The organism is Methylobacterium nodulans ORS 2060, from assembly GCF_000022085.1.
Classification (GTDB): Bacteria; Pseudomonadota; Alphaproteobacteria; order Rhizobiales; family Beijerinckiaceae; genus Methylobacterium; species Methylobacterium nodulans.
The window spans coordinates 100,479-113,003 of record NC_011887.1; the positions used below are offsets into that span (position 1 = coordinate 100,479).

9 protein-coding genes and 2 pseudogenes are annotated in these 12,525 nt (G+C 63.6%); 5 read left to right on the forward strand and 6 right to left on the reverse strand.

Annotated features, from left to right (window positions below; all coding sequences use genetic code 11):
- The first annotated feature begins 86 nt into the window (after nt 1-86).
- Entirely contained in the window at nt 87-890 is an 804-nt protein-coding gene (locus MNOD_RS38900) for an AraC family transcriptional regulator (protein WP_012631099.1), read from the forward strand.
- A 307-nt stretch (nt 891-1,197) separates the two neighbouring features.
- On the opposite strand, the pseudogene MNOD_RS38910 reads toward MNOD_RS38900, so the two are convergent.
- Nucleotides 1,198-1,428, reverse strand: a pseudogene (locus MNOD_RS38910) (thioredoxin domain-containing protein); the annotation flags it as partial.
- A 62-nt stretch (nt 1,429-1,490) separates the two neighbouring features.
- Here MNOD_RS38910 and MNOD_RS38915 point away from each other — a divergent pair.
- Together MNOD_RS38915 and MNOD_RS38920 are read left to right on the forward strand one after the other, a co-directional pair.
- Nucleotides 1,491-2,192 carry an IS6-like element ISMno6 family transposase gene (locus MNOD_RS38915; protein WP_012631082.1) on the forward strand — a complete coding sequence of 234 codons (702 nt, stop codon included), beginning with the start codon at nt 1,491-1,493 and terminating at the stop codon, nt 2,190-2,192.
- A gap of 156 nt (nt 2,193-2,348) precedes the next feature.
- Nucleotides 2,349-2,591 (forward strand): annotated as a pseudogene (locus tag MNOD_RS38920) (Tn3 family transposase); the annotation flags it as partial.
- Between the two features lie 771 nt (nt 2,592-3,362).
- On the opposite strand, the gene MNOD_RS38925 reads toward MNOD_RS38920, so the two are convergent.
- The 5 genes from MNOD_RS38925 to MNOD_RS38945 form a co-directional block, all read right to left on the reverse strand.
- Nucleotides 3,363-3,647 carry a copper-binding protein gene (locus MNOD_RS38925; protein ID WP_012631100.1) on the reverse strand — a complete coding sequence of 95 codons (285 nt, stop codon included), beginning with the start codon at nt 3,645-3,647 and terminating at the stop codon, nt 3,363-3,365.
- Between the two features lie 24 nt (nt 3,648-3,671).
- On the reverse strand, nt 3,672-4,142 hold the full coding sequence (locus MNOD_RS45120) for a cupredoxin domain-containing protein (RefSeq protein ID WP_012631101.1): 471 nt from the start codon (nt 4,140-4,142) through the stop codon (nt 3,672-3,674).
- A gap of 12 nt (nt 4,143-4,154) precedes the next feature.
- Nucleotides 4,155-5,549: a multicopper oxidase family protein gene (locus MNOD_RS38935; protein ID WP_012631102.1), complete on the reverse strand. Its 1,395-nt coding sequence runs from the start codon at nt 5,547-5,549 to the stop codon at nt 4,155-4,157.
- Between the two features lie 13 nt (nt 5,550-5,562).
- Nucleotides 5,563-7,014, reverse strand: a complete 1,452-nt coding sequence (locus tag MNOD_RS38940) for a TolC family protein (RefSeq protein ID WP_012631103.1) — start codon at nt 7,012-7,014, stop codon at nt 5,563-5,565.
- Between the two features lie 1,038 nt (nt 7,015-8,052).
- Entirely contained in the window at nt 8,053-8,262 is a 210-nt protein-coding gene (locus MNOD_RS38945; RefSeq protein WP_012631106.1) for a heavy-metal-associated domain-containing protein, read from the reverse strand.
- A 412-nt stretch (nt 8,263-8,674) separates the two neighbouring features.
- On the opposite strand from MNOD_RS38945, the gene MNOD_RS38950 reads away from it, so the two are divergent.
- Both MNOD_RS38950 and MNOD_RS38955 read left to right on the forward strand, forming a co-directional pair.
- Nucleotides 8,675-10,126, forward strand: coding sequence for a multicopper oxidase family protein (locus MNOD_RS38950; protein WP_012631107.1), 1,452 nt, complete (start codon nt 8,675-8,677; stop codon nt 10,124-10,126).
- Between the two features lie 13 nt (nt 10,127-10,139).
- Nucleotides 10,140-12,506, forward strand: a complete 2,367-nt coding sequence (locus MNOD_RS38955) for a heavy metal translocating P-type ATPase (RefSeq protein ID WP_012631108.1) — start codon at nt 10,140-10,142, stop codon at nt 12,504-12,506.
- Nucleotides 12,507-12,525: the final 19 nt, after the last annotated feature.

A 12,525-nucleotide genomic window follows, 5' to 3' on the forward strand; every position in this document is an offset into this window, starting at 1 on the left:
CTCGCTGGTTATCGCGGATGGCTTCCTGTCCGTATTTTGACGATCTGCCAAACTGTGTAGATTAAGAGCCAAAGTGGAGGACCGGCATGACATGGGAGGCGATCGAGGTGCCATCCGGCTTGGCGCCACCGCAGCCCATCAGAGTTCGCGCCCAGTCGATCCCGGCGCGACACTACTTCCCGGAGCATGCCCACCGCTGGAACCAAGTCGTCTACGCGATCTCTGGCGTCCTAACGGTGGCGGTGGAAGGGCATTCCTTCGTGATCTCGCCCGAGCAGGCCGTCTGGCTACCGACTGGTCTTCGGCACCGGGTCGGGTCCCTACTCGGGGCAGAGTTCCGCAGCCTCTGGATAGCCGACGAAGCCGGCCGCGGCCTGCCGGAGAGCCCGACCGTGTTCGGTGTCGCGCCGCTTCTCAACGCTCTCATCGTCGAGGCCGCCGCGATCGAGGGGGAGGCGGACCGTGACGGTTATGCGAGCCGAGTGTCTGATCTGATCCTAGATCAGCTTCGGCGCGCCCGTCCCCTCCCGGGGGCGCTCCCTTGGCCGCGCGGGGGATCATCCCTGACGGCATTGTGCGAGGCGCTCTACGCTGACCCGGCCGACGCACGTGCGCCGGCGGCGTGGGGCCGGGAGCTCGGAATGTCGGAACGGACCCTGGCCCGCCGCTTCGAGACGGAGGTGGGCATGAGCTTCCGCTCGTGGCGCCGACGCCTGCGGCTGTTCAAGGCGATCGAGCTGATGGGTGGCGGCCTGGACGTGACCCGAACAGCCATGGAGCTCGGCTACGGATCAACGTCAGCGTTCGTTTACGCGTTTCGGACCGAGATGGGGTTCAGCCCCCAAGCCTACATGCGTGGACGTACGCCCGATCAAGGCACCCACTGCTAGCTCGTAACAAGAACTTCGCGAGCCCGGATCTTGCTCCGGAGCGATTTGTGGCCACTCACCGCCTGTGGGTGCCAGCCGGCTCCCTTTCGGGCTCCTCGTCGACCCGGTGCACGTCGGGGCCTTGAGGTCAAGAGAGCCGGCCGCCCCCACCAGGAACGGCTCGTCCGTTGAGGCCATGTACCCGTGCATGGCGTTGCGTCCGGTAATCGACCAAACCGACGCGACTGATGCCTGGGCCCCTGGCGAGGCCGTGTAGGCGCCTAGCGAAAGCGAGGCCATCAGCACCGGGTACGAGAGGCGGACCGCATCACGATCGGCCCCTGGCGCGAGCCTGCGCGACGGCCTGCCTGAACCCATCGTAGTCGAGCGCGGCGGCGACCTTCAGCGGCCCGATCAGGAAGACCGGTGTGCCCTGTAGGCCGAGAGAGTCGGCTTGGGCGAGGTTGCGCTGGAGCAGCGCCGCGATCTCGCTTTGGTGGGCCTGTCGGTCCTCCTCCAGGCGAATCATGTCGATCCCGGAGGCGGAGACGGCCGCCAGGGCTTGTCCCGTTGATTGGGCGCTGGCTTGCGGAGGGCTGGCGCGCAGCGTAGCCGGGTCGCATGACCGTGCTCTCGTACTCCGGCTACCGCTTCCCGCGTGACATCATCCAACGCGCTGTGTGGTTGTATCTCCGGTTCACCCTCCGCTTTCGCGACGTCGAAGAACTCCTGGCCGAGCGGGGGATCACAGTGACGTACGAGAGCATCCGACGCTGGGTTCTCACCTTCGGTCCGACGATCGCACGCGGGCTGCGAGCCCGCCGCCCCAAGCCGCACGCGCGATGGCACCTCGACGAGGTGTTCGTGCGCATCAGCGGCACGCAGATGGACCTGTGGCGGGCCGTGGACGCCGAAGGCGAGGTGCTGGACGTGCTGCTCCAGACCAAGCGGGACAGGCGCGCGGCTCAGAAGCTGATGCGCAAGCTTCTGAAGAAGCAGGGCATGGCACCGGAGACCTGGGTCACGGACAAGTGCCCGGCCTACGGAGCCGCGCTTCGTGAGATGAAGCTGAGCCGAGTGGATCACGTCCAGCGCAAGCGGGCGAACAACCGGGCGGAGAGCTCGCATGTGCCGGTGCGACGACGAGAGGCGAAGTTGCAGGGCTTCGAGTCGCCTGGCTCAGCCCAGCGGGTCTTGTCGATGCCCGCGGCCACCTACAACACCTTCACCGTTCCTCGTCACCTCGTCTCGGCTCGCACGCACCGGCTCTTCCGAGCCGAGGCGTTCGCGATGTGGCGCGGTGCGGCGGGCGCGCCGGCCTGAAAGGGGCCAACGTCGGCTTTCTCGCGGCTATTCCGACAACGTGACAAGCCCGAGGGCGGTGAGGATCATGGGCCGGCTCCGGAGCGGAGGCGGCAAGCTGGGTGGGTATGCCTGACGACCCGTAAACATCATCGCGTTCGCGTTTGCGACAGGCCCCTCAACCTGGTCGTGAACGCCACCATCCTCTGGAATACGAAGTACCTCGCCCGCACGGTCCACTACGTTCGCGGCCAGGGCGTCGAGCTTGATGACGAGCTACTCTCGCACGTCGGGCCGGTGAAATGGGACCACATCGCGCTCACGGGCGACTATCTCTGGTCGGAGATCGAGCACCCGCGCGAGAGGTTCAGGCCCTTGCGCACCGGCCGCTTCAACCCAGCCCGGTTCCGCTTCGCTTAGCGTGCAATCCTGCAGAGACTCCCACGCAACCCCTATTGCGCAAAGACGGTTCGACGGAATTCTTCGCCAGCTACCCATGAGCGCTACAGTCGGTCGCTAAGATTTACCGGATCGTACTTTGCTATATGTGGCAAGATATTCGCGCCAATTTCACCAGGCGCCTAAGGAGGAAGCGCGCAAGCGCCGCGTTCCCGAAATCGCGATCGAGGACAAAGGAAATCCGTAGTTGAACTGCCTTTCCACGCTTTACGGTCCTGATGCGTTTTCCTCCGCGCTTGTCGGTCCATCGGATGGGCGGCAACCCGTTCGCGTACACGTGACGATCAGTTGTCCGTCACGCCGGTCTTTGCAGTCGACCTTGTACACCTGCATCGTCATCGACTTGTAAATCTGCTCAACGCGCCCAAGCGGACATTGAGCTGCTTGAAGCGCAGAAGCCAGTCCGCCATCGTTGGCAGCAGCGGCACCGACAACCACGAGCCAAAGTAAGCCTGCGCGTGACAAGGAAGCCCATACCGTGATGAACGGATGCAGTAGAGGTGTGTTCAATAGTCTCGTCATGATCGGTCTTTCGATGACGGGTTCCGCTCCACGAGTTCGCCGTCTGCGCATATTCGGGTAACGCGACGACGACCCGCTCGACACGTGGCTTGGTCGGGCTAGGTCAGTGCGAAGCCGGAACCGGCATGATCTGGAGGCTACGGCCATGTGGCTACTATCGCCACTGGACGGAAGCAGGGGCGCGTCTGGTCGGCGCGATCCTGCGACCATTCACTTCGATTTCTCGATCTTGGTGACTGTCAGACGACCATTCACCCGATCGGCATCGAACTTGACCTTGTCTCCGACCTTTAGAGTCTTCAGCATGGCCGGGTCGGCGACGGAGAAGACCATGGTCATTCCATCCATGTCCAGATTCTTGATGGGCCCATGCTTGAGCGTCAGCTTATTCTGGGCCGCATCGATCTTGGTAACCTGCCCGTTGCTCGGCACGGTCTGCGCCGATACGGCGGTTGAGAACGCCGCAGCGGCAACGGCAATAATGAGCTTACGCATGTTTTGTCTCTCTCTTACGGTGTGTTACTTCACGATGATTGTGCCGAACATGCCGGCCTCGCGGTGCCCCGGGATCAGACAGGAAAAGTCAAACTCACCTGCTTTCGTGAACCTCCAGAGAATTTCGCCGGTCCTCTTCGGAGCGAGCCGTTTTGCATTCGGATCGTCATGCTCCATGTCCGGATTTTTTCGCATTTCCTCACCGTGCTTAAGATTCTCCTCAAGCGTTCCGAGGACGATCTCGTGATCGAGTTCGCCGTTATTGCGAAGAACAAACCTGACTTGCTCTCCGCGGAGAACCTCAAGGCGATTTGGGACGAACTCCATCTTTCCGTCCGACTCGCGCATGGTGACCTGGACGACGCGTGCAGGCTGCTTTGGGTTGCCCGGCTTGCCATAGGCGCGGTCATCGCCATGGGAGTGGCCAGGGTCTGCTAACGCAGCGGTTGATAAGAACATGGCCGCGGCGCCAGCGAGGATGATCTGGATCTTCATGATGGCTCCTTCTCAATGATTGTCGTGGGGGGATTTTCTGCCGGGCTTCACGACATTGAACTCGGCAGTTCGGCGCGCAGGCGTTGGGGAGGGTGCGCGTTCGGTCTTCTTCGGTTCACCCTTCCATTCGCAGGCGACCGTACCTTCCGGGTGCTTGAACCATCCCGGATCCTTGTAATCATTGGCAGCGAGGCCCTCTCGCACCTTCACGACAGAAAACATGCCGCCCATTTCGATGGAGCCGAATTGCCCCCAGCCGGTCATCATCGGCAGGGTGTTGTCAGGCAGTGGCATTTCCATCTCGCCCATGTCCGCCATGCCTGCGGTGCCCATCGGCATGTAGTCTGGCACGAGCCTTTTGATCTTCTTGGCCACCTTTCGTTTGTCGACGCCGATGAACGTATTGAGATCGTGCCCCATGGCATTCATCGTATGATGCGACTTGTGGCAGTGGATCGCCCAGTCGCCCGGTTTATCGGCAACGAAGTCGAAAGCGCGCATCTGCCCGACCGCGCAATCGATCGTCACTTCAGGCCACGCCGCCTCCTCCGGCACCCAGCCGCCGTCCGTGCACGACACTTTGAAATCGTAGCCATGCATATGGATCAGATGATTCGTCATGGTAAGATTGCCAAAGCGGATGCGGACTTTGTCGCCTTTGCCAGCAACGATGTGATCGATGCCGGGGAAAACGCGCGTGTTCCACGTCCACATATTGAAGTCGGTCATCTCGGCGACGCGCGGCACATAGGTACCAGGCTCGATGTCGTATGACGCCATCAAGAAGACGAAGTCACGATCGACCCGCCGGAAGGCTGGATCCTTCGGATGCACGACGAAGAACCCCATCATGCCCATGGCCATCTGCACCATTTCATCGGCATGCGGGTGGTACATGAATGTCCCACTCTTCTGCAGTTGAAACTCGTAGACGAATGTCTTGCCGACGGGGATGTGCGGCTGCGTGAGACCGCCGACGCCGTCCATGCCGCTGGGCAGAAGCTGCCCGTGCCAATGGATCGTCGTATGTTCAGGCAGTTTGTTGGTGACGAAGAGGCGGACCTTGTCGCCTTCCACCGCCTCGATGGTCGGTCCAGGCGACTGGCCGTTATAGCCCCACAAATGCCCAACCATGCCGGGCGCGAACTCGCGCACCACAGGCTCGGCAACGAGATGAAACTCCTTCCAATCGCCGTTCATGCGCCATGGCAGGGTCCAGCCATTGAGCGTCACCACCGGATTGTAGTCAGGTCCGGTTTTGGGCACGAGCGGCGGCTGCATCTGAGGGCTCTTCATCGTCGGCGCCTCAGGCACCGAAGCGAAGGCCGTTCGACCAGAGACCGCACTGGCGCTGACGAGCGTTATACCGCCAGCAGCACTGAGAAAATTTCGACGTGAAACTGACATGATGTTCTCCCGATTACTGGCCGGCGGCAACGCGGATCGCCGCGCCGGGCCCTGAGCCGCCACCCTGAATTGCCGCGTCGAAATCGACACGGGCGATGAAGAAGTCGCGCTGTGCGCCGATCGCCGCGATATTGCTGTCGATGCCTTCGCGGAAGGTCGTCAGCAGCACGAAGATGTCGATGAGCATGCCGTTGTATTCGAGCAGAGACTGTTCGTTGACCGTCCGGCGCAGTGGCACGATCTTATTGCGATAGGCGAGCGCGATGTCGTAGGCGGCGCGATAGGTCAGATAAGCCGCACGCGCCTCCGAGCGGATATTCACGGCCTGTTCGGCAAAGCGGTTGACCGCCTGCATGTAGGTTTCAACGGCGCGCCGCCGCGTCGTCTCGCCGAGATCGAAAATCGGGATCTCGATAGCGAGATCGAGCGAATGACCCGCCGAGCTCGTCTTCTCGACGATACCGTCGACCTTGCTGCGTTCGAACCGTGACAAGCCCGCGAGCTCGAAGGCCGAGGCGTAGCGGGTTGCTTGGTCGAGACGCAGCGACGTGGCAAGCGCATCAAGATCGAGCCGCGAGGCTATGAGATCGACACGCTTGCGGATTGCATCGGCTTCCGCCGTCTGCTGGGAGAGCAGCCGTTGCGGCAGGCGCGGCAACTCGCTTGGGAGTTTGTAGTTGATGTCGCTGCCCCACACACCGAGGCTGCGTGTCAAGGCTTCCCGCGTCGTTCCTGCTTCGAGCCGAGCCGCCGCAAGCTCATTGGAGACCTCCGCATAGAAAGCGGCCGTACGGGCTTGATCGAGCTTCTTCGCTGCACCCGTTTCGCCGAGACTGCGCGTGAGATCGGCGGCCGCATCGGCGCTCGCACGGGCCTGTTCGAGAAAGTTCACCTTCTGCCGCGCCGCGACGGCCGCATAATAGGCCTTGCGGGCATTGGCAGCCGTGCGGAACGTCCCATCGATGGCGCGATAGCGCGCCGCCTCGAACCGCAATTCGCCGATCGCCCGCCGCGTCGGCTGCGTCAGCAGCGCCAGGAGATTGGCGATGATGCGCCGTTCGACATCAAGCGTACCATCGACCACCGCGCGGCCGAGCGTCACCGTCGGATTGGGCGGCAGGCTCGCTTCGACGAAATCGACTTCCGATAGGCCGAGCGCATTATACTCCGCTTGCAGCCCGCGATTGCTGAGGAGCGCGATCTGGACTGCGGTGCCGGCGGTGAGCGGCTTGTTCAGAAGCGCCTTGGCCCGAGCTTGCGCATCTGCGGCGTCTGCCTGCGAAGCAATCTTGACTGTCTCCTTCGAAATCGCCGCGGCGACCTCTTGCGCGACGGGTTGCATTCCGCCGTCGGGCGTGACTGTTACGCACCCACCCAATGCCAAGGTGATGGTGCCGATAAGAGAGAGCCTCTTCGCAGGAACGGCAAGGCGCGAGTCCGCATGGTTTCGGATGGGCGGCTTCATGGCTTGCTCCCGTTTCGGGGAGCGACCCGCTCATTTTGTTGAATCCAAGATTTCGGCTCGACCGGCCGATAGTCGGCGGTTCCCGCTGTGACGGGGGTATAGCGGGAGAGCCGCACAGGCGCGCGGGGATCGGCGGGGTCGGCTCCTACCTGAATTGCTGGGAATTCAGCACAGGAGGAGAGGACGACAGCCGTCGCCATCAGGAAGATGAATTTCATTATGTCCCTCGAAGATCAGCCAGGTCGGCCGAGCGAGCGGCGCTGCTCGGCTTTGGATGGCACCCTTCAGCGGCGGCGCTGGGCGCAGCCACGAAGGACGTCGGCTGATATCCGGGGACAGGACGTTGTGACGGATAGGATCCGTCAGAGGTTCAGATCGCCATGGTTACCGGCCGACGTTTACACGCCGGCGGACCGAGGAGGGCGATCAAGACGACCAAGCATTTGCTGCTTGACGGTGTCGTCAAACGGCAAGGCTCGAATGCTCCGGATCAAGGGGGTGAAGGCTGTCTCGCAGCTCGTTGCCGGGATGACAGCATGACAGGCTATCGTGCCACAGCAAGACTGCGCGCGGTCCCCAGCATTGCCGTCGGGTTCGCAGCCTGACCGCCCTTCGTCAGCGCAGTGAGCGGCGACCCCCGTCTTCATTTCGTCGTGCTGGTACCCGTCCGTGGCGCTCGAATGCTTGGATGCGGACGGATGGGCATGAACCGGCGCCGCGCCGTGTGCAAGGGCGGCACTGTCAATTGCCCAGCTCGCGTTCGCCAGGAAAACAGCGAGCGCGGTGAGGAGAGCCCAGAACGTGCGGCAGCCACGATTCATGACAGCTGACCATACGGCATTGTGTGGGTGACGCAAGTGCAAGGGGGGGCACAGGCCAAATAGTTTTCTACCCGGTCCCGCAATCATGCGGCGGGTATCGTTTGTGGCAAAATAATGACCTTTTCAGTTGCGGACGGTTCAGAGGCCGTTCAGTGGGCGCCTCGGTGTCTCAGCTCACTACGCCGAGTGCGCCCGGCTTGACGCCCGGCGAAGATGCTCAGGCTGCTGGAAGCTTTTCGTCTGCCGGGTAGCCCGCCTGCATCAGAACGGCACGGAAAGCGGCTTCGTCGGCCGAGCTTTCGACGCGGACTTCCCGCTTTGCCGGATCGGTGTCGATCCGGGCGTTGGCATCGACGCTCTGCAGCGCTTTGGTGACCGACCTAGCGCAACCGCCGCAGGTCATGTCGGGAATATTGAAGTGATACATGGAGGTCTCCTTACATCGCCTCCGAGACAATTGGGGCTTGTCACCGTTGGAAGGTCAACCCCCTAAAACGATAATATGGCCTTGACCTTCCCACCGTTGGAACCTGCACGCTGCCGGGGATCGGAATGGAGCGGAGGTAGGTCTTTGTCGTGTGAAAAAGGAGCCAGACAGATGGTCGTGTCACGATCCGGCGTCGCCGTGACGATGCCAGATCGCGCTCCACGGCGTTCGCGCTCTGCGGGCACCAGGTCCTCACCCGCCGGCCAACGATGCCAGATTCCTTGCGCGGGAATGAGGCTGCCGATCGGCCCGTTCCGATGCCGGGCGGACAAGCGATCTGGCGCCCTTTCGCGGCTGCGACCCTGCGGCTCGTCCGCTTCGTCAACGGCCGCCACTCTGTGAGGACAGACACATGACACGTCGTGACTTTCTGCAAGGCCTTTCCGCGGGCGCCGTCGCGAGTGGGGCCGTCGGCCTAACGCACCCGTTTGGTGCGGCAGCGTTCGCCGCCGCACCAAATTCCGCTTCACTCACCCTCGTCAGTCGCACGCTCGATGTGAACGGCCGTTCTGCCCGCGTTTTCGGTCTGGTTGGGCCGCACGGGCGATCCGGCCTGACGTTCAACGCGGGCGATCGCTTCGACGTCGCTCTCGAAAGCAAGATCGACGCGCCGACGCTGATCCACTGGCATGGGCTCACGCCGCCCTGGGAGCAGGACGGCGTCCCGAACAATCCTGCGGCCATGTTGGAGCCGGCTGAGACGCGGCGCTACAGCTTTCCGGTCGGGAAAGGCGGCACCCATTGGATGCACGCTCATACGCTGCAGGAGCAGGACCTTCTTGCCGCACCGCTCATCGTGCGCACTGCCGAGGACCTGAAGCAAGACGAGCAGGAGGTCGTGATCCTGCTGCACGATTTCTCGTTCAAGTCACCGGAAGAGCTGCTCGCCGATCTCAAGGGCAAGGAGGGGCATGGCGGCGCTCATGGCGGAACGAACATGAGCACGATGAACCATGGCGCGATGAAACCCGGTGCGTTGGGCTCTGGGACGATGGACCATGGGACGATGGACCTCAACGATATCGAGTACGATGCCTATCTCGCCAACGACCGAACGCTGGCCGACCCTGAGGTCGTGCAGGTCGAGAAGGGCGGGCGCGTCAGGCTGCGCATCATCAACGGTGCGACCGCGACCGCCTTCACCGTCGATACCGGTTCGCTCGACGCCACGCTGATCGCGGTTGACGGGCAGGACGTGCAGCCGGTCGCCGGCCGCACCTTTCCGGTCTCCATGGGGCAGCGGATCGATCTTCGTGTGGAAGTGCCGCGCGACGGAGGCGCCCTTCCGGTGCTCGCGCTCAGGGAGGGCGCTCCGGAGCGGACCGGCATCATCCTCGCTTCGGCCGGCGCCAGCGTGCGAAAGATCGACACGACCGGGGCGGGCAAGGGGCCGGTCCTCGACCTTGCGCTCGAGCAGCGGCTGCGACCCGTGCAGCCGCTGGCGGTACGGCAGGCAGACCGGACCTTCGCGCTGATGCTGACCGGAACAATGTCCGGCTATACCTGGAACATCGAGGGCGCAGGCGATGGGCTCGGTGTGAAGCAGGGCGACCGCGTCGAGATCTCGATGCACAACATGTCGATGATGGCGCATCCGATGCATCTGCACGGCCATCACTTCCAGGTCGTCGATATCAACGGCGCCCGTTTCTCGGGAGCGGTTCGCGATACGGTCCTGGTGCCGCCGATGGCGACCGTCACGGTCGCGTTCGATGCGGACAATGCAGGGCACTGGCCGCTGCATTGCCACCACCTCTATCACATGGCGGCTGGGATGATGACCTCCGTCGCTTACGCGCGCTAGGAGATGCCCGCCGATGTCTAATCACCAGCACGCGCATCACCGTGAAGGCCATGGGTCCCATCACCACAAGAAATCGCCCCCGGCCGGGACCGCGAAGGATCCGGTCTGCGGTATGGACGTCGATCCGGCAACCACCCCTCATCATACCGAGTACGGTGGCCAGACCCATCACTTCTGCTCGGTCAGGTGCAAAGGACAGTTCGACGCCGATCCTGCCGCCTATGCGGCCGGCAAGGCGATGCCGCGCAAGGCTGCGCCGGTCGCTGAGGGCGTCATCTACACCTGCCCCATGCATCCGCAGATCCGCCAGCCGCAACCGGGCAACTGCCCGATCTGCGGCATGGCACTCGAGCTGGAAACGCCGACGCTGGAGACCGGCCCGAGCGCCGAACTCCTCGACATGCGCCGGCGCTTCTGGGTGGGCCTTGTGCTGACGCTGCCGGTCTTCCTGCTGGAGATGGGCGGGCACCTGATCGACCTGCACATGTGGCTCAGCCCCCAGATATCGAACTGGGTGCAGCTCGTTCTCGCCACGCCGGTCGTGCTGTGGGCAGGGTGGCCCTTCTTCGAGCGCGGCTGGCAGTCGCTGGTGACCCGACACCTCAACATGTTCACGCTCATCGCCATGGGCACGGGCGTTGCCTGGGTCTACAGCGTCGTGGCGACGGTCATGCCGGGCATCTTCCCGGAGACGCTGCGCACGATGGGCGGGTCGGTCGCGGTCTATTTCGAGGCGGCCTCCGTCATCACCGTGCTGGTCCTCCTGGGCCAGGTGCTCGAGCTGCGCGCCCGCGAGCAGACCGGCGGCGCGATCCGCGCGCTCCTCGATCTCGCGCCGAAGACTGCGCGCCGGGTGAAGGCGGATGGGACCGACGAGGACATCGAGCTGGATGCGGTCGTTGTCGGCGACCGGCTGCGCGTGCGACCGGGCGAAAAGGTTCCGGTGGATGGCACGCTGCTCGAAGGGCGCAGTTCCGTCGACGAATCCATGATTACCGGCGAGTCCATGCCGGTGACCAAGGCGCCCGGTGCGAAGCTCATCGGCGGGACGATGAACCAGACGGGCGGCTTCGTGATGGAGGCCGCCAAGGTCGGTCGCGACACCATGCTCTCGCAGATCGTGCGCATGGTCGCCGACGCGCAGCGCTCGCGTGCGCCGATCCAGCGGTTGGCGGATGACGTCTCCGGCTGGTTTGTGCCCGCGGTCATCGTGATCGCAATCATCGCCTTCTTTGCCTGGTTCCTCGTCGGGCCAGAACCACGCCTTGCTCATGCGCTCGTGGCGGCCGTCGCCGTCCTCATCATCGCTTGCCCCTGCGCGCTCGGCCTCGCGACGCCGATGTCGATCATGGTGGGCGTCGGCCGTGGCGCGGGGCTGGGCGTTCTGATCAAGAACGCCGAGGCCCTGGAACGCTTCGAGAAGGTCGATACGCTGGTGGTCGACAAGACCGGCACGCTGACGGAGGGGCGGCCGAAAGTCACGGCGATCGTTCCGGCCGAGGGCATCTCGGAGACCGAGCTGCTTCGTCAGGCCGCGACCCTCGAACGCTCCAGCGAGCATCCGCTTGCGCTCGCCGTCGTCAACGCCGCGCTCGAGCGCAACCTTGCTCTCGGCGATGCGCAGGATTTCGACAGTCCGGTCGGCAAGGGCGTGACCGGCATGGTGGAGGGGCGGAAGCTGATCCTCGGCAGTCATACGATCATGGGCGAGGAAGGGGTCGACATCTCCGCCATGAGCGCCGAGGCCGAAGAGCTCCGCGACGAAGGGGCCACGGTGATTTTCATGGCGACGGACGGCGTCCTTTCCGGGCTTTTCACCATCGCCGACCCGGTGAAAGCCACAACGCCTCAGGCCGTCCGGGAGCTGACCGCGCGGGGCATCCGGGTGGTGATGCTGACCGGCGACAACAGAACGACCGCACAGGCCGTCGCCCGCAGGCTCGGCATCTCCGAGGTGGAAGCGGAGGTCCTTCCCGAGGACAAGAGCGCGATCGTCGCGCGGCTGCGCAAGGAAGGCCGGGTCGTGGCAATGGCCGGAGACGGCGTCAACGACGCTCCGGCGCTCGCGGCTGCCGATGTGGGTATTGCCATCGGGACGGGCACGGACGTGGCGATCGAAAGCGCCGGCGTCACGCTGTTGAAAGGGGATCTTCAGGGCATCGAGCGTGCGCTGCAGCTCAGCCGGGCGACGATGAAGAACATCCGCCAAAACCTGTTCTTCGCCTTCATCTACAACGCGGCCGGCGTGCCCGTGGCGGCGGGCATTCTTTATCCCTCCTTCGGCATCCTGCTTTCGCCGATCATCGCGGCCGCGGCCATGGCCCTGTCGTCGGTCAGCGTCATCGGGAACTCGCTGAGATTGCGAAGCGTGCGCCTGTGATCACGTCGCGGGCGTGTCG

Excerpts from the sequence above, each read along its gene's own strand:
- MNOD_RS38955 (WP_012631108.1), top strand. The coding sequence starts at position 10,140 with ATGTCTAATCACCAGCACGCGCATCACCGTGAAGGCCATGGGTCCCAT.
- MNOD_RS38925 (WP_012631100.1), bottom strand. The coding sequence starts at position 3,647 with ATGCGTAAGCTCATTATTGCCGTTGCCGCTGCGGCGTTCTCAACCGCC.
- MNOD_RS38935 (WP_012631102.1), bottom strand. The coding sequence starts at position 5,549 with ATGTCAGTTTCACGTCGAAATTTTCTCAGTGCTGCTGGCGGTATAACG.
- MNOD_RS38945 (WP_012631106.1), bottom strand. The coding sequence starts at position 8,262 with ATGTATCACTTCAATATTCCCGACATGACCTGCGGCGGTTGCGCTAGG.
- MNOD_RS38915 (WP_012631082.1), top strand. The coding sequence starts at position 1,491 with ATGACCGTGCTCTCGTACTCCGGCTACCGCTTCCCGCGTGACATCATC.
- MNOD_RS38900 (WP_012631099.1), top strand. The coding sequence starts at position 87 with ATGACATGGGAGGCGATCGAGGTGCCATCCGGCTTGGCGCCACCGCAG.
- MNOD_RS45120 (WP_012631101.1), bottom strand. The coding sequence starts at position 4,142 with ATGAAGATCCAGATCATCCTCGCTGGCGCCGCGGCCATGTTCTTATCA.
- MNOD_RS38940 (WP_012631103.1), bottom strand. The coding sequence starts at position 7,014 with ATGAAGCCGCCCATCCGAAACCATGCGGACTCGCGCCTTGCCGTTCCT.
- MNOD_RS38950 (WP_012631107.1), top strand. The coding sequence starts at position 8,675 with ATGACACGTCGTGACTTTCTGCAAGGCCTTTCCGCGGGCGCCGTCGCG.